The organism is Cysteiniphilum sp. 19S12-1, assembly GCF_052030685.1.
Taxonomy (GTDB): Bacteria; Pseudomonadota; Gammaproteobacteria; order Francisellales; family Francisellaceae; genus Caedibacter.
In genome coordinates this window covers 18,151-36,905 of record NZ_JBQAJM010000002.1, presented here as the reverse complement: position 1 = coordinate 36,905, position 18,755 = coordinate 18,151, and the positions used below count along the sequence as shown (strand labels likewise).

General features: G+C 41.1%; 18 protein-coding genes and 1 tRNA gene. 18 read left to right on the top strand and 1 reads right to left on the bottom strand.

From position 1 onward, the window contains the following. Positions 1–126 precede the first annotated feature (126 nt). The 18 genes from glmM (at position 127) to nuoN (ending at position 17,591) form a co-directional block, all read left to right on the top strand. Positions 127–1,455, top strand: a complete 1,329-nt coding sequence (gene glmM / locus ACTS4L_RS00925; protein ID WP_440616003.1) for a phosphoglucosamine mutase — start codon at positions 127–129, stop codon at positions 1,453–1,455. A 12-nt stretch (positions 1,456–1,467) separates the two neighbouring features. Next, positions 1,468–2,241: a triose-phosphate isomerase gene (tpiA, locus tag ACTS4L_RS00920; RefSeq protein WP_440616002.1), complete on the top strand. Its 774-nt coding sequence runs from the start codon at positions 1,468–1,470 to the stop codon at positions 2,239–2,241. 13 nt (positions 2,242–2,254) lie between these two features. Beyond that, entirely contained in the window at positions 2,255–2,746 is a 492-nt protein-coding gene (gene secG, locus ACTS4L_RS00915) for a preprotein translocase subunit SecG (RefSeq protein WP_440616000.1), read from the top strand. Between the two features lie 93 nt (positions 2,747–2,839). Next, positions 2,840–2,925: transfer RNA gene (locus ACTS4L_RS00910), tRNA-Leu, on the top strand. 20 nt (positions 2,926–2,945) lie between these two features. After that, a complete protein-coding gene (gene ndhC, locus ACTS4L_RS00905) occupies positions 2,946–3,341 on the top strand; it encodes an NADH-quinone oxidoreductase subunit A (protein ID WP_170137198.1) in 396 nt (131 codons plus the stop codon). Further along, positions 3,332–3,817, top strand: coding sequence for a NuoB/complex I 20 kDa subunit family protein (locus tag ACTS4L_RS00900; RefSeq protein WP_117002266.1), 486 nt, complete (start codon positions 3,332–3,334; stop codon positions 3,815–3,817). The genes ndhC and ACTS4L_RS00900 overlap by 10 nt, the downstream gene beginning before the upstream one ends. 2 nt (positions 3,818–3,819) lie before the next feature. Next, positions 3,820–4,488, top strand: a complete 669-nt coding sequence (locus ACTS4L_RS00895; RefSeq protein ID WP_440615999.1) for an NADH-quinone oxidoreductase subunit C — start codon at positions 3,820–3,822, stop codon at positions 4,486–4,488. A gap of 11 nt (positions 4,489–4,499) precedes the next feature. After that, the gene (locus ACTS4L_RS00890) at positions 4,500–5,753 is read left to right on the top strand and encodes an NADH-quinone oxidoreductase subunit D (protein WP_440615997.1); all 1,254 of its coding nucleotides are present in this window, start codon (positions 4,500–4,502) and stop codon (positions 5,751–5,753) included. Between the two features lie 13 nt (positions 5,754–5,766). Then, positions 5,767–6,270 (top strand): NADH-quinone oxidoreductase subunit NuoE family protein, encoded by a 504-nt coding sequence (locus ACTS4L_RS00885; RefSeq protein ID WP_440615996.1) that lies wholly within the window; start codon positions 5,767–5,769, stop codon positions 6,268–6,270. A 3-nt stretch (positions 6,271–6,273) separates the two neighbouring features. After that, positions 6,274–7,545, top strand: coding sequence for an NADH-quinone oxidoreductase subunit NuoF (gene nuoF, locus ACTS4L_RS00880; protein ID WP_440615994.1), 1,272 nt, complete (start codon positions 6,274–6,276; stop codon positions 7,543–7,545). Positions 7,546–7,616: 71 nt separating this feature from the next. Next, positions 7,617–10,019 carry an NADH-quinone oxidoreductase subunit NuoG gene (gene nuoG / locus ACTS4L_RS00875; protein WP_440615993.1) on the top strand — a complete coding sequence of 801 codons (2,403 nt, stop codon included), beginning with the start codon at positions 7,617–7,619 and terminating at the stop codon, positions 10,017–10,019. Then, a complete protein-coding gene (gene nuoH / locus ACTS4L_RS00870; protein ID WP_440615992.1) occupies positions 10,016–11,029 on the top strand; it encodes an NADH-quinone oxidoreductase subunit NuoH in 1,014 nt (337 codons plus the stop codon). The genes nuoG and nuoH overlap by 4 nt, the downstream gene beginning before the upstream one ends. A gap of 11 nt (positions 11,030–11,040) precedes the next feature. Beyond that, complete coding sequence (nuoI, locus tag ACTS4L_RS00865; protein WP_440615991.1) at positions 11,041–11,532, top strand: NADH-quinone oxidoreductase subunit NuoI; 492 nt, start codon at positions 11,041–11,043, stop codon at positions 11,530–11,532. A gap of 6 nt (positions 11,533–11,538) precedes the next feature. After that, positions 11,539–12,177 carry an NADH-quinone oxidoreductase subunit J gene (locus tag ACTS4L_RS00860; RefSeq protein ID WP_440615990.1) on the top strand — a complete coding sequence of 213 codons (639 nt, stop codon included), beginning with the start codon at positions 11,539–11,541 and terminating at the stop codon, positions 12,175–12,177. Then, on the top strand, positions 12,170–12,487 hold the full coding sequence (gene nuoK, locus ACTS4L_RS00855; RefSeq protein ID WP_440615989.1) for an NADH-quinone oxidoreductase subunit NuoK: 318 nt from the start codon (positions 12,170–12,172) through the stop codon (positions 12,485–12,487). The genes ACTS4L_RS00860 and nuoK overlap by 8 nt, the downstream gene beginning before the upstream one ends. Before the next feature lie 4 nt (positions 12,488–12,491). Further along, on the top strand, positions 12,492–14,501 hold the full coding sequence (nuoL, locus tag ACTS4L_RS00850) for an NADH-quinone oxidoreductase subunit L (protein WP_440615987.1): 2,010 nt from the start codon (positions 12,492–12,494) through the stop codon (positions 14,499–14,501). Positions 14,502–14,528: 27 nt separating this feature from the next. Further along, positions 14,529–16,142: a complex I subunit 4 family protein gene (locus ACTS4L_RS00845; protein ID WP_440615986.1), complete on the top strand. Its 1,614-nt coding sequence runs from the start codon at positions 14,529–14,531 to the stop codon at positions 16,140–16,142. Between the two features lie 6 nt (positions 16,143–16,148). Beyond that, positions 16,149–17,591, top strand: coding sequence for an NADH-quinone oxidoreductase subunit NuoN (nuoN, locus tag ACTS4L_RS00840; protein WP_440651608.1), 1,443 nt, complete (start codon positions 16,149–16,151; stop codon positions 17,589–17,591). Between the two features lie 284 nt (positions 17,592–17,875). Here the strand turns inward: nuoN and ACTS4L_RS00835 are convergent, their stop codons facing one another. After that, entirely contained in the window at positions 17,876–18,529 is a 654-nt protein-coding gene (locus ACTS4L_RS00835; protein ID WP_440615983.1) for an outer membrane protein, read from the bottom strand. Between the last annotated feature and the right edge of the window lie 226 nt (positions 18,530–18,755).

Here is an 18,755-nt window from a genome sequence, read left to right as displayed (position 1 = left end):
CTGTGATTAAGTGTTTTTAAAGCACTATCACAGCGAAAATATGACTTTCGCCGAGAAAATTACTTAACGATTTGTATTAAGTAGCGCATAATGTCATGCGTTTTAAATCTAAAAAGCATTAAAAACATGGCAAGGAAATATTTTGGCACCGATGGTGTGCGCGGGAAAGTAGGCGTTAATCCTATTACTCCAGAATTTGCAATGAAGATGGGTAATGCGGTAGGTCAAGCACTTCGTGAAAAAGGCTTGCCGCTTGTGGTCGTTATCGGTCAGGATACTAGACGTTCCTCGGATATGTTAAAGGCTGGATTTGTTGCAGGGATCACTGCTGTGGGTGTCAATGTGATTAATTTAGGCATGGTACCAACACCGGTTGTCGCCTTTATGGTGCCGGTTTTTAAAGCTGGAGCCGGAGTCGTCTTAAGTGCGTCACACAATCCATTTTATGATAATGGGATTAAACTGTTTTCGCCTGAAGGGCACAAACTGCCTGATGATGTTGAATATCAGATTGAGCGCTATATTGATGAGGCGTTTTACTATCAGCCAGAAGGTGAGTTTGGTGAGATATATAGTCAGATCAATGAAGTTGAACCCTATATCAAGCATTGTTTGAGGTTATTTGCGGATCAGATTAATTTGAGTGACAAAAAAATCATTGTTGATTGCGCTAATGGCGCACTGTTTCGTGTCGCCAAAGAAGTATTTGCGCATTTGAATTTAAATGTTATCGATATAGCCTCAAATCCAGATGGTTTAAATATTAATGAAAATTGTGGTGCGGTGCATTTGGATGCATTAAAAACGGCTGTCGTCAATCAAAACGCTGATTTAGGCATTGCCTTTGATGGTGATGGTGATCGCATAATGCTTGTTGATGAGACTGGCTGCGTGATCGATGGTGATGATATTTTACTGGCGCTAGCAAAATATAATGAAAATATACTGGGTGTGGTTGGTACGGTGATGACGAATCTTGCGATTGAGCAGGAATTTTTAAAGCTTAATTTGCCATTTAAGCGTGCTAAAGTTGGTGATCGCTATGTGATGGAGCTGTTGCTTGAAAATAATTGGGCGCTTGGTGGTGAGTCTTCGGGGCACATTATTGATCTTCGGTATAACTCAACCGGTGATGGGTTGATGGCGGCATTGCAAATATTGGCATTATTAACAAAGGTCAATAAACCTTTATCAGCACTTATGAGTAGTCAAAAAATGCCACAGTTAATGATCAATGTCCCATTAGCAAAGAAGCTTGATGCTAATGATATGAGTCTATTGATCGAAGATGTCAGTTTTGTGGAGAAAACCTTAGGCAGTGATGGCCGTGTGGTATTGCGCCCTTCGGGTACTGAGTCAGTATTGCGTGTAATGGTTGAAGCAAAAACAGTTGATCTTACTAAGAAATGGGTGGATTATCTGGTTGAAAAAGTTAAAGAAAAGTTAAATGGTTAATATGGAGTAATAATGAGAAAGCAAATTATTATTGGCAACTGGAAGATGAATGGCTCATTATTGTCAATTAAGAGTCTGTGTGAGTCACTAAATAAATTGTCAACAGACTCGCTTTCTGCCGATATGGCAGTGTGTGTGCCTAATGTCTATTTGCCGTATGTTAGCGACAATATCAAAGGCGTCGCTCTTGGAGTGCAAAATGTTAGCCAATATGACAACGGTGCTTATACTGGCGAGATTAGTGTGAGTATGCTTAAGGATTTTAATTGCCAATATGCTATTGTCGGGCACTCCGAGCGTCGCGCGCTATTTGGTGAGAGTAATATGGATGTCGCGTTAAAGGCTAAAAAAGCAACTGAAGCGGGGCTTTGCGCTGTTGTTTGCGTTGGTGAGACTTTGCAAGAAAGAACGTCAGGTCAGCTTGAGGAAATATTGAAGACTCAGCTTAGTACGGTATTAAATGAGCTGACACTCAATCAATTGAGAAATGTTATCATTGCTTATGAACCAGTATGGGCGATTGGTACAGGGCTTGCGGCAACGGCATCACAAGTCCAAGAAGTCCATGCCTACCTGCGTTCGATCGTCACAAACTTCCATGTTGAGCTTGCTAAAAATATCAAAATTATATATGGTGGCAGCCTTAAACCATCGAATGCTGATGAGATATTGAAGTTGGCTGATGTTGATGGTGGTTTGATAGGCGGTGCTTCTCTTTGTGGGAAGGACTTTGGTGAAATTGTTAAACATGCAAAAGCAGTTAAAAATGCAAAGCATGTAAAATAGGCAAAGCGAATAAATGTTAGCGTTAGTTATCACTGTACATATTATTGTTGCGATATTGATTGTTGGATTGATATTATTGCAACAAGGTAAAGGAGCAAGCATGGGGGCCTCATTTGGGTCAGGTGCATCACAAACTGTATTTGGTAGCCGAGGAGCGGCGCCATTTATGTTTAAGTTCACAGCTTTTTTAGTCGCTGTTTTCTTTGTCACAAGCGTGAGTTTAAGCTATATTGGCAAACAGAATGCAAAGGGCGCTGAGACTCAGACATCAAGCGGGGTGTCGCAAGCTGATTACCAAAAACAGCAAGCAGCGCAACAGGCTTTGATTGATCAGGCTAAAGCAACTGATACAAAAGAAAACAAAGGTACAGCAACACTTCCAGTGAGCAATCTTCTAAAAGCACCAGCAGCGACAACGTCAAACACTAATGATGATTCAAAGCAGGCAGTTGATGTGAAGAATGCAACAACTAAAGAAAAAGAAGCGGTACCCTCAACTAAATAGTTAAAGTAGGGTTTTTGATTGGTAAGGGCTATGCTGCTTATGGGCTTGTAGCGATTTGTCAAAGGCTGTTTATAGTAAAGTTAAGTTTATTTTGCCAAAGTGGTGGAATTGGTAGACACGCCATCTTGAGGGGGTGGTGAGCAATGCTCGTGCGGGTTCGAGTCCCGCCTTTGGCACCAAAAACGAGGATATAGGCATGTTGCAATATAGTGTATATCATGAGTTTTTGCCGATTTTGATTTTCCTCATTGTGGCGATTGCTATCGCATCAGCAATGGCGATTGGCGGCAAAATGCTATCAATTATTGTTGGGGTGCATAACCCGAACCCTGAAAAAAACGCACCATTTGAGTGCGGATTTGCTGAATTTGAAGATGCGCGCATCAAGTTCGATGTGCGTTTTTATTTGGTTGCTATTTTATTTTTAGTTTTTGATCTTGAAGTCGCTTTTATGATCCCTTGGGGTGTGCTAGTGCGCGATAGTGGTGCTGGTGGGATTTCTTGGGCAGCTTTCATTGCGATGATGATATTCTTGTTTATTTTACTAATTGGATTTATCTATGAGTGGAAGAAAGGGGCGCTAGAATGGGAGTAGAAGAAGGCATTAATAATAACAAAGGCTTTATCACTGCTAGCGCTGACTCTTTAGTCAATTGGGTGCGTACAGGGTCTTTGTGGCCAGTAACTTTCGGTCTTGCTTGTTGTGCGGTTGAAATGATGCACGCGGGAGCCGCGCGTTATGATTTGGATCGTTTTGGTATTGTATTTCGTCCGAGTCCGCGCCAATCAGATGTGTTGATTGTTGCCGGTACTTTGTGTAATAAGATGGCGCCAGCCTTGCGTAAAGTCTATGACCAGATGCCTGATCCTAAATGGGTGATTTCAATGGGGTCTTGTGCCAACGGTGGCGGTTATTATCATTATTCTTATTCCGTAGTTAGAGGTTGTGATCGCATTATGCCGGTGGATATCTATGTGCCTGGTTGCCCACCAACGGCTGAAGCGCTTATCTATGGTATTATTCAGTTACAAAATAAAATCAAACGTACTAATACAATTGCGAGGAAATGACGATGTCGTTAACGCAAGAATTTATCGATGATTTAAAAAATGACTTCAACAGTCAATTTATCTCAACAGCTTTTCAACACGATGAGCTTACCGTTGAAATTGCCAAAGACAATCTCATCAAAGTGATGACACGTTTAAAGAATGTATTCAAATTTGAACAACTTATTGATGTTACTGGTGTTGATTACCTAAGCTTTGGCGAAGATCAGTGGAAGACACAAAGTGCGACCAGTAGTGGTTTCTCGCGCGGCGTTGTTCAAGGCGAGTTACTACATAAAGAACCCAATAAAGGCAAAAAACGCTTTGCGGTGGTTTATCACTTAATGAGTTTGGCGCTTAATATTCGTTTGCGTGTTAAGGTTTACTTAGATGAATTTGATCTGATGTTACCAAGCGTTGTCGATATTTGGCCTGCGGCAAATTGGAGTGAACGTGAAGCGTTTGATATGTTTGGCTTTATTTTTACAGGACATCCTGATTTGCGTCGAATACTGACAGATTACGGCTTTGTAGGTCATCCGTTTAGAAAAGATTTCCCACAAAGTGGCTATGTTGAGATGCGTTATGATGAAACGCAAAAACGTGTGGTTTATGAACCAGTAGAAATTGATCCGCGTGTTAATGCGCCTAAGGTTATTCGTCAAGATAACCGTTACTTAGATGAACAGTAGTTGAGAATGCTATGGCAGAATTTAAAAACTATACAATGAACTTTGGTCCGGTGCATCCGGCAGCTCATGGAGTATTGCGTTTGGTATTAGAACTTGATGGTGAGGTCGTTGTTCGCGCTGATCCTCACGTTGGTCTATTGCATCGTGGTACCGAGAAGTTGGCTGAGTCAAAACCATATAACCAAAGCATTGGCTATATGGATCGCTTAGATTACGTATCAATGATGTGTAATGAGCATGCTTATGTCTTGGCAATTGAAAAGCTTCTTGAGATCGAAGTACCAAAACGTGCGCAATATATTCGCGTGATGTTTGCTGAGATTACGCGTATTTTGAATCACTTATTATGGACGGCAGCTAATAGTTTGGATTTAGGGGCAATGACCATGTTTCTTTACGCGTTTCGTGAACGTGAAGACCTTTTTGATTGTTATGAGGCTGTTTCAGGGGCAAGAATGCATGCGACTTATTTCCGCCCAGGTGGTGTTGCGCGTGATTTACCGTTAACCATGCCTAAGTATGAAAAATCTCGTTTCACGTCAAAGCGTAAATTAAAAGCAATTAATAAAAATCGCCAAGGCTCATTGCTTGATTTTATTTGGGATTTTACCGAGCGTTTTCCAAAGTGTGTCGATGAGTATGAAAACCTGTTAACAAATAATCGCATCTGGAAACAGCGCACGGTTGGCATTGGTGTGGTAACGCCAGAACGTGCCAAGGCATTAGGCTTTGGTGGTCCAATGTTAAGAGGCTCTGGTGTAGCTTGGGATCTTCGTAAAAAACAACCATATGATGTCTATAGTGAGCTAGATTTTGATATTCCAGTTGGTAGCCATGGTGATTGCTATGATCGTTATTTAGTACGCATGGCAGAGATGCGCGAATCCAATAAAATTATTCGTCAATGTGTGGAATGGTTACGTCACAACGAGGGCCCTATTATGGCGCCAAATCATAAAGTGACTCCGCCTAAGCGCGATGAAATGAAAAACAGTATGGAGGCGTTGATTCACCATTTTAAATTATTCTCTGAGGGCTATTGTGTGCCTGAAGGTGAAGTATATGTGGGAACAGAGCACCCAAAAGGTGAATTTGGAATTTACTTGGTATCAGATGGCGCCAATAAACCTTATCGTCTAAAGATTAGAGCGCCAGGCTTTACCCATTTAAGTGCGATGAATGAAATGTTAAGCGGGCATATGTTATCCGATGCCCCGGCAATTATTGCGACACAAGATATTGTGTTTGGCGATGTAGATAGATAATTAAGGTTTGTCTATGTTAGAGAATAAGTTAGATAAAAAAGAGATATTTTCACCTCAAGTCACTGAGTTGCTAGAAAATTGGGAAAAGCGTTATCCTGCTAATCAGAAGCGCTCAGTCATTATCCCTGGGTTGCATGTGTTACAGGACTACAATAATGGCTATTTAACTGAAGAGCTAATGGATAAGTTAGCACTTTATTTGGGTGTGCCTGCAGCTTCAGTCTATGAAGTGGCAACTTTCTATAGCATGTACGATCTTAAAAAAGTGGGCAAACATAAGTTAAATGTATGTACCAATCTTTCATGCATGTTAAATGGTGCTAAGAAAATCATGACGCACATTGAAAATAAGCTTGGTATTAAAGCAGGGCAAACAACGGCGGATGGTAGAATTACCCTGAAATCTGTTGAATGTCAGGGTGCATGCTGTGGTGCGCCAATGTTGGAGGTGGATAAGGTTTTTTATGAGAACTTAACCATTGCAAAAGTCGATCAAATTATTGATTCTTTGGAGTAGCAGATGGCGAATGAAGTATGTTTTAGAACCCTGCACCTTGAACGACCGTGGTCATTAAAGTCTTACGAGTCAATTGGCGGATACTCTTATTGGAAAAGAATTCTTGATGAGAAGATTCCACCTGAAGTCATTATTGAAGAGCTTAAAAAATCAGGTCTACGTGGGCGTGGTGGTGCGGGCTTCCCAACGGGACTTAAGTGGAGCTTTATGCCGCGCAATTTACCAGGTCAGAAGTATGTTGTATGTAACTCCGATGAAGGTGAGCCAGGAACATGCAAAGATCGCGAGATTTTGCGCAACAATCCCCATCAGTTAATCGAAGGCATGGCAATTGCCGGTTATGTCACGGGTGCTACAGTCGGTTATAACTATATTCGTGGCGAGTTTTATGAGCCGATTGCACGTTTTGAAGCAGCTTTAAATGAAGCCCGTGCGATGGGTCTGATCGGATTTAACCTGCGTAGTTCAGGTGTTGATTTTAATTTATATTGCTCAATCGGGGCAGGCGCTTATATCTGTGGTGAAGAAACAGCATTGCTTAATTCACTGGAAGGGCGTAAAGGTCAACCGCGATTTAAGCCACCATTTCCAGCCAATAAAGGTTTATATGATTGTCCTACCAATATTAATAATACGGAAACGTATGCCTCAGTGCCGCCGATACTAGAGCACGGTGGTGAGTGGTTTCAGAAAATGGGCACAGAGAAAAGTGGTGGTACTAAGCTTTTTTGTGTTTCAGGACATGTGAATACGCCAGGTGTCTTTGAAATTGGGTTAGGTACGCCATTTAAAGACTTGCTCGCAATGGCAGGTGGCGTGCGTAATAATAAAAAAATCAAAGCAGTAATCCCAGGTGGTAGTTCGTGTAAGATCCTAACCGGTGATGAGATGCTGTCTTTAACGATGGATTATGAAGCTATTGGTCAAGCAGGCTCAATGTTAGGTTCAGGTGCAGTTGTTGTGCTTGATGAAGATACTTGTATGGTCGAGTTATTAGCGCGCTTAGCTGAGTTTTATTATGAAGAATCCTGTGGGCAATGCACACCATGTCGTGAAGGCACAGGCTGGTTGGCAAGAACCTTAGAGCGTATTTTGCACGGTGAAGGCAAGCCAGAAGACATTGATAATTTAGCACGTGTCGCCTCAAATATTGAAGGCAATACGATTTGTGGTTTAGGTGATGCTGCGGCGTGGCCAGTACAAAGCTATATTAAAAAATTCAGACATGAATTTGAGTATATGATTGAACATAAGCGCAGTATTGTCGGTGCTTAACAATAGTGAAACTCTATGGTTCATTTGAGCGTAGGGTTAAAAATAAACGTAATTGATGAAGGGTGACTCCCGTGTCAGAAAAAGAAGCAACAAAACAACTTAAGATCGAGATCAATGGTCAGCCGTATGCGGCAAACCCCGGTGAGATGATTATTCAGATCGCTGATCGGCATGGTATTTATATTCCGCGCTTTTGTTATCATAAAAAGCTTTCGATAGCAGCCAATTGCAGAATGTGTCTTGTCGAAGTTGAAGGGGCAAGAAAACCATCTCCAGCGTGCGCGACACCGATTATGGATGGCATGAAGGTTTTTACAAAATCACCAACAACACTATCTTATCAAAAGAAAGTCATGGAATTTTTGCTGATTAATCATCCGCTTGATTGTCCTATTTGTGATCAAGGTGGCGAATGTGAGCTGCAAGATGTTGCGATGGGCTATGGCAATGACGTCTCCAAATATAATGAAACTAAGCGCGTATTTGATGATCCAAGTTTGGGGCCGTTAGTCGCAACGGATATGACGCGTTGTATTCAATGTACGCGTTGCGTGCGCTTTGGTGAAGAAATCAGCGGTGACAAAGAGCTTGGAGCGATGGGCAGAGGGGATCATACGCAAATTGGCACCTATGTTGCCAAAACAGTTAACTCAGAGTTGTCAGGTAATATCATTGATTTGTGTCCAGTGGGTGCGTTAACGTCTAAGCCCTTTAGATTCCACGCACGTGCTTGGGAGCTTATGCAATATGCAACAATTTCAGGTGCTGATTGTGTTGGTGCAAACATCTACGCGCATACGCGTCGTAATCAACTGATGCGTGTTGTGCCAAAAGAAAACGAAAGCATTAATGAAACATGGATTGCAGATAAGGATCGCTTCGCTTATACCGGTATTTATGCCGAAGATCGTGTCACTCAACCGATGATTAAAAAAGCAGGTGCTTGGGTCGATGTGTCTTGGGAAGAAGCGCTTGATTTTGTTAAAGTAGCCATTGAGCAAACCAAGGCACAAGATGGCGTTAATGCAATTTCAAGTTTAGCTTCGGATTCAATAACCACAGAAAGTTTATATCTTATCCAAAAACTGATGCGTCAAGTTGGATCAAACAATATTGATACGCGCTTAATGCAAGGTGCGCATGCCTCAACATTGCATACAGGTATCGGATTTGATTGCGAACTAGCTGAAATTGAAAATGCTGATATCACATTATTGGTTGGCAGTTATTTGCGTAAAGAGATACCATTGATCAATCACCGTGTGCATAAATCGGTGAAAAATGGTGCTAAGGTTTTGGCACTCAATAGTCAGGAATATGACTTCAACTATGCAGTTCAGACGACACAAGTTGAAGCCAATGAAATGGTTTATGCGTTGGCAAATATAGTGAAAGCCGTGGCACAAAAAATCTCGCAACCAATAGCGTCTGAGATAGTTAATAAGACCGTTGAAACACTAGAGATTTTGCCTGAGGTGGAAGCTTTAGCAACAGCGCTGGTATCTTCTGAAAAACCAGTGATGATTTTAGGTTTCGATGCGATATTAAATAAAGACTTTGCTGAAATTTACGCGTTATTTATTGAGCTTAAAACATTGCTTAATGCCAAAGGTGGCGTGCTTAGTTTTGGTGCTAATGCCAAGGGCGCATTACTCGCAGGAGTAGCAAGTGAGTATTTGCCAGGCGCTAATGAAAACTTACAACAAGGCATGAATGCAGAAGCGATATTGAGTAATAAAACCAAATTGTTATTAAACTTTGGTGTTGAGCCTGAGTGTGATTCGCCACTAGGGAAAGAATCCTTAACAAGACTTCAAGAGATTGATATCGTGGCAGCATTTACAAGCTATGCAACTGCTGAGATGTTTGAATATGCGGATATCATACTGCCGATTACCACACATTTTGAAGAAGATGGTTCATTTGTGAATATCGCTGGACAAACACAGTGCTTTAAGGCAGTTATCCCGCCGTATGAAGACAGCAAACCTTTGTGGAAGATCTTGCGTGTATTAGCGAACCTATTGAGTCTAGAGGGCTTTGATTACCAAACAGTTGACGAGGTTTATCAGGAGTTTACGACACATGAACAGGCTGATTTAAAAGTTGATGTCGATGGATTGTTTAAAAACGGCTTAACAGCATTGACTGAAGGTTATCATGTGACACCATGTGTGTCGATGTATTGTACAAATTCGTTATTAAGACGTGCTAAACCATTACAAGCGACGAAAGATGCTTATTATGCGCAAAGCTTGCGTGTATCAAATGAGTATGCCGCAGCACATGAGATAGATACATCGGGTCGTGCTATTGTCAAGCTTGATGATAAAGCATACGAGATTGATCTTATCGTTGATGGAGCATTAGCCAAAGAAACGATAATCGTGCCGTTTCAGCTTATGCCGACTTGTGGCAAAGCTTGGGCAAATGTTACAATCACGCCAATTAAACAGACGGTGGTAAACGCATGATTTTAGATATTATCTGGATTGTTCTAAAGATCTTATTAATCGTTATCCCTTTGATTTTGGTTGTGGCTTATTACACGTATGCTGAGCGTAAAGTTATTGGTTACATGCAAGATCGTATTGGCCCTAATCGTGTGGGTTCTTTTGGTTTATTACAACCCATCGTTGACGCGGTTAAGTTATTGCTTAAAGAAATTATTATTCCAGCGAAATCAAACCGCTATTTGTTTTTTGTGGCACCAATGCTCGCTTTTGCACCTGCTTATACTGCATGGGCCGTCATTCCATTTGATAAAGGTATCGTGTTGGCGGATATCAATGCTGGTGTATTGTATATTCTGGCGATGACCTCAATTGCGGTATATGGTGTCGTTATTGCCGGCTGGGCATCTAACTCAAAATATGCGATGTTTGGTGCACTGCGTGCAGCAGCACAGGTTGTGTCCTATGAGCTTGCGATGGGTTTTGCCATCATCGGTGTATTAATTGCCGCAGGTTCACTTAATCTCAGCACAATTGTCGAAACACAACAAGGCGGTATTTGGCACTGGTATTTTATCCCGCTTTTTCCATTGTTTATTATTTATTTTATCTCAGGCGTTGCCGAAACAGGGCGTGCTCCCTTTGATGTGATCGAAGGTGAATCTGAGATCATTGCCGGACATCATGTTGAGTATTCAGGTGCGCGCTTTGCGTTATTCTTCTTAGCAGAATATGCCAATATGATTTTGATCAGCTTGTTAACTGCAGTTTTCTTTTTAGGTGGTTGGATTTCGCCATTTGAGAATATCCCTGTGCTTGACCAGTTCTTTAGTTTTGTGCCGGGGATGATCTGGCTGTTTTTGAAAACCGGTATTTTTATGTTTATGTATTTATGGATTCGTGCAACTTTCCCAAGATATCGCTATGACCAATTGATGCGATTGGGCTGGAAGATATTTATTCCGGTGACTTTAGTATGGGTTATTGTGGTTGCATTTATGGTTAAACTTGGCTTAGGTCCTTGGTGGTAGGAGATTTATTGATGTTTAAAGCAATTAAACGCTATTGTCAGACCTTTTTGCTATGGGAATTGTTAAAAGGTCTGAAGATTACCGGGAAACACTTTTTTACACGAAAAGTAACCGTGCAATACCCAGATGAGAAAACGCCGCAATCAGGACGTTTTCGCGGACTGCATGCGCTTCGTCGTTATGAAAATGGTGAAGAGCGTTGTATCGCGTGTAAATTATGTGAGGCCGTTTGTCCTGCATTAGCGATTACCATTGAAGCAGAGCCACGTGAAGATGGTTCAAGACGTACGACAAAATATGAAATTGATTTATTCAAATGTATCTTTTGTGGTTTTTGTGAGGAATCATGTCCCGTGGATTCTATCGTTGAAACACGTGTGTTTGAATACCACTTTGAAAAACGTGGTGAAAATATCATGACCAAAGCAAAGCTTTTAGCCGTTGGTGATAAATATGAAACCGAGATCGCGAAAGATCGTGAAGCAGACAGAGCATTTAGGTAGGGATCGATGAGTGTAAATATTATCTTTTATGTATTTGCCGCACTAACAGTGCTTGGCGCGCTATTAGTGATCAGTGCAAAAAACCCAGTGCGTGCAGTGATTGCCAAAGTCTTTACTTTCTTTGCCGCAGCAGGTGTTTGGCTAACAATGCAGCAGGAGTATCTTGCATTACTTTTAATCGTTGTTTATGTCGGCGCGGTTTTGGTGATGTTCTTGTTTGTGGTAATGATGTTGGATATTGATATCGTCATCAAACAGAAAAAGCTAGTATTCTACTGGCCAATTGTCATTTTATTGTGTGCGTGTTTAGCGGGACTTATTTCAATGGTGGTCAGTCATACCTTCGCTGATAGAGCAATGACCGATGGTTTAGGTACAGTTGAAAATCTAGGCCGTGAGATGTTCTCTGATAAATATCTCTATGCGTTTGAGCTTGCAGGTATGGTCTTGTTAGCGGCGATGGTATCAGCCATTACCTTGACTTTCCGTGGCAAAAAACCAGGCAATAAATCGATTAATCCAAGTCTGCAGATTCAAACACAAGCAAAAAATCGTTTAACGATGGTGAAAATGAAAGCAGAGAAAAGCACTAAAGCAGACGAATTAGCAAAAAAATCTGATCAGGGAGAACCTAAGAATGACTAGTATTCCGGTACCCATTACGCATTATTTGATTTTTAGTGCGATTATATTTTCGTTAAGTATTGCGGGTATTATTATGAATCGTCGCAATCTATTGATTTTATTGATGTCAATTGAGTTAATGTTATTGGCAGTCAATACGAATTTTATTGCTTTCTCAAGTATGCTGAAACAAAACACAGGTGATGTGTTTGTCTTCTTTATTTTGACGGTTGCAGCAGCAGAGGCCGCAATTGGTTTGGCGATTGTGGTTGTGTTATTTAGAACACGCAAAACAATCGATGTCAGTCAATTAAATACACTAAAGGGCTAAGACGATGGGAATTGATTTTATTATTGCCATTATTATCTTGGCACCGGCATTAGGTGCAATCGTTGCCGGCTTTTTCTCTAAAAAGGTGCAATTAACAGGTGTTAACTGCATTACGATTGGTTTGGTACTTTTATCATTTATTTTGAGTGTTATTCTGGCATTAGGCGTTTATTTGCACAATGACGTTTATACCGTGACCTACTTCAACTGGGCATTGTTCCCATCTTTAGGTATGACGGTTAGTTTCACTGTCGATAAACTATCTGTCTTTATGATGTTGATCGTAACATTTGTCTCAACATTAGTACATGTCTACTCAATTGGTTATATGAAAGGTGAAGCCGGTTATGCGCGCTTTTTTGCCTATATCTCGGGCTTCACATTTGCCATGCTTTGTCTGGTCATGGGTAACAACTTCTTGATACTCTTCTTTGGTTGGGAAGGGGTAGGGTTATTCTCATATCTCTTAATCGGTTATTACTTTGATAAAGACTCTGCCAATGAAGCAAGCTTACGCGCTTTTATCATTAACCGTGTCGGTGACTTAGGATTTTTACTTGGTATTGCTGCAGTGATTTATTACTGCAACTCAATCGATTACAGCACCGTATTCACAGCAGTTGCCAATCTTGATAATACACAAATGATTTCGTTCTTGGGTATGCAATTTAGCCCGATCACGTTGATGTGTGTGCTTCTGTTTATCGGGGCGATGGGTAAATCAGCGCAATTCCCGCTGCATACTTGGTTAGAAGGCTCGATGGAAGGCCCAACACCGATTTCTGCATTGATCCATGCCGCGACGATGGTCACAGCAGGTGTCTTTATGATTGCGCGCTTATCACCGATGTTTGTTCATTCGGCAACAGCATTAAGTTTTGTCATGATCATTGGCGCAATTACCTGTTTGTTTATGGGATTAATTGCGATTGTGCAAATGGATATTAAGCGGGTTATTGCTTATTGTACCTTGTCACAATTGGGTTATATGATGGTCGCTCAAGGCGCCTCAGGCTTTTCAATTGGTATGTTCCATTTGATGACACATGCGATGTTTAAAGCATTATTATTCTTAGCAGCCGGCTCGGTGATTGTGGCATTACATCATGAGCAAGACATGCGCAAGATGGGTGGTTTAAGAAAATATATGCCAGTGACCTATATCTGTATGATTATCGGTGGCTGGGCATTGGCAGCCATTCCACCGTTTGCCGGTTTCTTCTCAAAAGACTTAATTATTGATGCCGCAGCAACGACAACCTTGCCAGGACACGAGTTTGCTTATTATTTAGTATTAGCGTGTGCGTTTGTCACGTCCTTTTACACCTTTAGAATGATCTTTATGACATTCCATGGTCCAACACGAATGGATGCGCACACCAAGGCGCATGTCAAAGAATCGCCTTTGACTATTTTGATTCCATTGATTTTATTAGCGATTCCATCGGTATTTGCGGGGATGTTGTTTTTTGAACCGGCATTAACACCAAACCTTGCTAATGCACATGGCTTCTTTGGTAATACGATCGCACAATACTATGAACCTGCTTTAGGTAATATGACAGTTGTCGCAACCCTAGCACAAGAAGCAGCCACTAAAACGCCATGGGATTTCGTGATGCACTCTGTGCAAACACCTGCATTCTGGTTGGCAATTTCAGCACTGATTATGGCATATATCTTTTATGTCTTAGCCCCAAGTATTCCAAAAGCATTAGCCAACGTGCGCTCAGGGTTTGGTATTTTGCACTACATCCTTGTCAAAAAATACTTTATCGATGGCTTATATGATCTTGTGTTTGTTAAAGGTGTTGTACTGTTAAGTAAAGTGCTATGGGTTGTGATCGATATCTTTATGATTGATAAAGTTGCTGTTCAAGGCAGTGCGGATTTGATTTATTTTGCGGGCAAGAAGATGACACGTGTACAACGTGGGTTTTTGTTTGACTACGCTCTAGTGATGTTGATTGGTGTTTTGGCATTGATTACATGGCTGATTTTTTGGGTAAACTAAGGCTTTGGTTAAAGGAAAGTTAATACTATGTTTATAACTCACTATTTATTAAGCCTGCTAATCTGGGTGCCGATTATCGGTGGCTTTATTGTATTGGCAGCGAAATCGCCAGATGGCAAAAAAGAGGCGGCACGTTGGACAGCTTTAGCAGTTGCCATATTAACGCTTTTGTTGTGTGTTCCTTTATATCTTGAGTTTGATCCAACCAGTGCCAGCATGCAGTTTGTTGAGCGTGTGCGTTGGTTTAGTTTATTCAATAATAATGATGCGGTTTACTATTACCTTGGTGTTGACGGATTCTCCGTACTATTTATTATCTTAACAAGCTTTACCAATGTGGTGATTGTACTTGCCGCTTGGCGTAGCATCAAAGTACGATTAAGACAATATATGGCAATTTTCCTGATCACCACCGGCTTAACCAATGCGGTATTTATGGCGCAGGATACGATGCTATTTTATGTGTTTTGGGAAGCGCTATTAATCCCAACCACCTTAGGTATCGGTATTTGGGGTGGTAAGAAAAAAGCCTATGCTGCGATCAAATACTTCTTATATACCTTTGCCGGTTCTATTTTCTTGTTGGTTGCATTTTTGTATATCCAACAACAAGTAGCAAGTTTACCAAGTGCAAGCTTAGTTGACAGTGGTACGTTCTCAATTCAGAACTTTATTTTCTGGGCAACACAAGTTAATGATATGGGGCAATTGGTCAATATTACCTTGACTGCACAGTGGTTATTATTTGGTGCGTTCTTTTTGGCATTTGCCGTTAAGATTCCGATGTGGCCATTTCACTCATGGTTGCCGGATGCGCATTCTGAGGCACCAGCTGGTGGTTCGGTTGTCCTTGCCGCATTGATGTTAAAGTTGGGTGCTTATGGTTTTTTACGTTTTGTATTGCCACTGATCCCAAGTGTTACAGCAGTCCTTGATTGGTTTTTGATTGGTATTTCACTTATTGCAATTGTTTATGTTGGCGTTGTGGCAATTGCGCAGACGGATTTTAAACGTCTTATCGCTTACTCATCGATCTCGCATATGGGCTTAGTGACGTTGGCAATGTTCTCTATCTTCTTACTCGTGAAGAATAATCCAGATCAAGTATTAGGTATGGCAGATGCGCAATTAGCGATTCAAGGCGCGGTGTTTCAAATGATCGCCCATGCCTTCTCATCGGGGGGTATGTTTATTGGTTGCGGTTATCTATATTTACGAATGCAAAGCCGCAATATTGCCGATTTCCAAGGGGTAGCCCGTTCAATGCCAATCTTTGCGACGTTCTTTATGCTATTTTGTTTGGCGAATGTTGGTTTGCCAGGTACCAGTGGATTCGTCGGTGAATTCTTGATTATCTTAGCGGTATTTAAATACTCACCATGGGTGGCGCTATTAGCAGGGTTAACGCTTGTTATCGCACCTGCCTATACGCTGTGGATGTATAAGCGTGTGTTCTTTGGCAAGGTCGTTACAACGCAAGTGGCTAACTTAAAAGACATTAGTGGTCTTGAGATTTTTGTCTTTGTGTTATTGGCGATTCCTACTATTTGGTTTGGTGTTTATCCAGAACCAATTCTACAACTTTCTTCAGCAGCTTCAACGCATATTATTCAAGCTGCACATGCGGTAACGATAGGGTAAAGAGAAATGATGTTAGCAAATATTATCACCATACTTCCTGAAATTACGCTAGGCATTGCCGCATTGGTTGTGATGCTGGCGGATTTATTCTTTGGCAAGAAAGTCAAAAATATTGCCTATATTCTGACACAAGTCTTTTTGATTATTGCCGCTTGGATTTTATTAAAGTCACTTAACTCACATATTCATGTTGGTTTTGAAGGGCAGACCTTATCAACTGAATTGACTTTTATCTTGCAAGAAGTCATCATACTTGTCGTCTTTTTTGTCTTTATCTATTGCAAAGAATATATTGAAGATAGAAAACTGCCACAAGGCGAGTTTTATGTCTTGTCAATATTATCTATTCTAGGTGCGCTTGTGTTAACGTCAGCGCATAGCTTATTAACCATCTATATTGGTTTAGAGTTGTTGTCGTTACCTTTGTATGCATTGTTAGCCATTCGTCGTGGTTTTGCGACAGGTGCGGAAGCGGCAATTAAGTACTTTGTATTAGGTGCGATTGCCTCAGGTTTGTTGCTGTATGGTATGTCATTTATCTATGGTGTTACCGGCAGCTTGGATTTAACGGAAATCGGTAAATATCTTGCGAATCCTCAGGTTGAGCATTCGCAAATTGTGTTAATTGCCATGGTGTTGATGATTGCAACAGCGACTTTTAAGTTGGGTGCCGTACCCTTTCATATGTGGGTGCCTGATGTTTATGAAGGCTCACCCAATGCCGTTACGGCTTTTTTAGCCTCAGTACCGAAGGTTGCCGCTTTTGCGATGTTGGTCAATATCTTAATGATTGGCATGCCAGCGCAAGCGTTTGCGTGGAGTAAAGTGCTGACTGTATTAGGGGTACTGTCGATCTTCTTTGGTAACTTACTGGCATTGGCACAGAAAAATGTCAAACGTATGTTGGGTTATTCAACCATTTCGCATATTGGTTTTGTGTTATTAGCACTGATATTAAACCCCGCGGCTTTTGCCGTCTCAACGGCGCTTTTCTATGTCATTATCTATGTGTTGATGTCGGCAGCTGGCTTTGGTGTGTTGATCGTATTAAGTGTTCGTGGCAATGAAGTTGAGAACTTGGCAGATTTTGCGGGATTGAATCGTCGTAACCCATGGATTGCCTTTATCATGTTGATCGTGATGTTCTCAATGGCAGGTATCCCACCATTATCAGGCTTCACTGCTAAGCTATTTGTGATTATGGGCTTGATTGATACAGGGCACTTAGGATTAGGTATCTATGCCTTAATTATGTCGGTTATCGCGTGTTACTATTATCTACGTGTGATCAAGTCGATGTACTTTGATCTACCGAAAAATCAAACACCCGTTTATGCCAATAAAGTGACCTTGTTTGGCTTAAGCATCAATGCGGCACTTATTCTACTCCTTGGCGTATTCCCTGCGTTACTAGTCACACTTATTTCACCGATTTATGGGTTGTTTTAAGAGCTATAAATTATTCTTACCTACCATGCTGAAAACTCCCCAAAAATTTAAAAGCGTGTACAATGGTAGCGTCGCTAATTAACCCACCTCAATCGCAGCCAAGTATACCACTTAAAGCGCATTAAAAGAGCAGACTGAGCTTAAGAAAATTAAGTCGTCATATCATCTTTTTGCAAATTTTTAAGCGTAAGATAAGCGTTTGTGGAATAAGAAATCTGTTTGGCATACAAAAAAATAAGGCGAGTTAAAACTCGCCTAAAATAAAAGATGGTTAAGATGGTTGATTACATAGGAAGGGTGTAAGCAACACCAGCAGACAGTGTGCCTAATCCGCTATTTTCGCCTTTGTAAGGCAACCAGTTATATTGGTATTGTGCGAAAATATTAAACTGCTGTAATTGATAGCCAATACCGCCAGCAACGACTGGGCGCCATAAGTTTATATGCATGTCAGATAATCCAGCTGCGGTAGCTAAATCACCGTTATAGGTTTCATTAACTCTATTGTAGGCATAACCGGCTTTGGCAAAAACATTTAAGCCGCCTGTGTGGGGGATATAAAATTTACTAGTTAAAAATAGTGGCACCGTTACTACACTTACTTTTCCGTCTCCCGATAGGCCCGAAACCGTTGCGCTTAGTTTTGAGACTTCATAGGCATATTGCCCACCGAGTTCAACACCAACGGTTAGCATTGGGCTAAGTGCATAGTCATACCCAATAAACAATCCACCAGCAATATTACCGGTATCTTGTGATGCTGAAGTAGCGCCTAGATTTTTGGCAGCATTATATTGATCATCAAGTTTTAGTTTTCCAGTTGGCGTGGCAAGCCCTAAATTACCACCGACTACTAGACCGGTTTGCGCGCCAGCAGCAAATGCTGAGCCACTGATTAGTGCCGCAGCAGCGACAGTTGTTGCAATAATTTTCTTCATAATTTGCTCTCCTGTTTTTATTTCAAAAGTAACTTGAACACAATTACCGCCGTCAACGTTAGTCAAAGCGTGCTAAAAATGCAAGTTTGATCATATGATTTTGGATAAAAAATGCAGAAAAATATCAAAAAATATCAGATTTCAGCGATATAAAAGGGGTTATGGAAATATTTGTAGTGTTTTTAATGTGTGATTTTGTGATGAGTGTGAAGTTGAAGCGAAACTT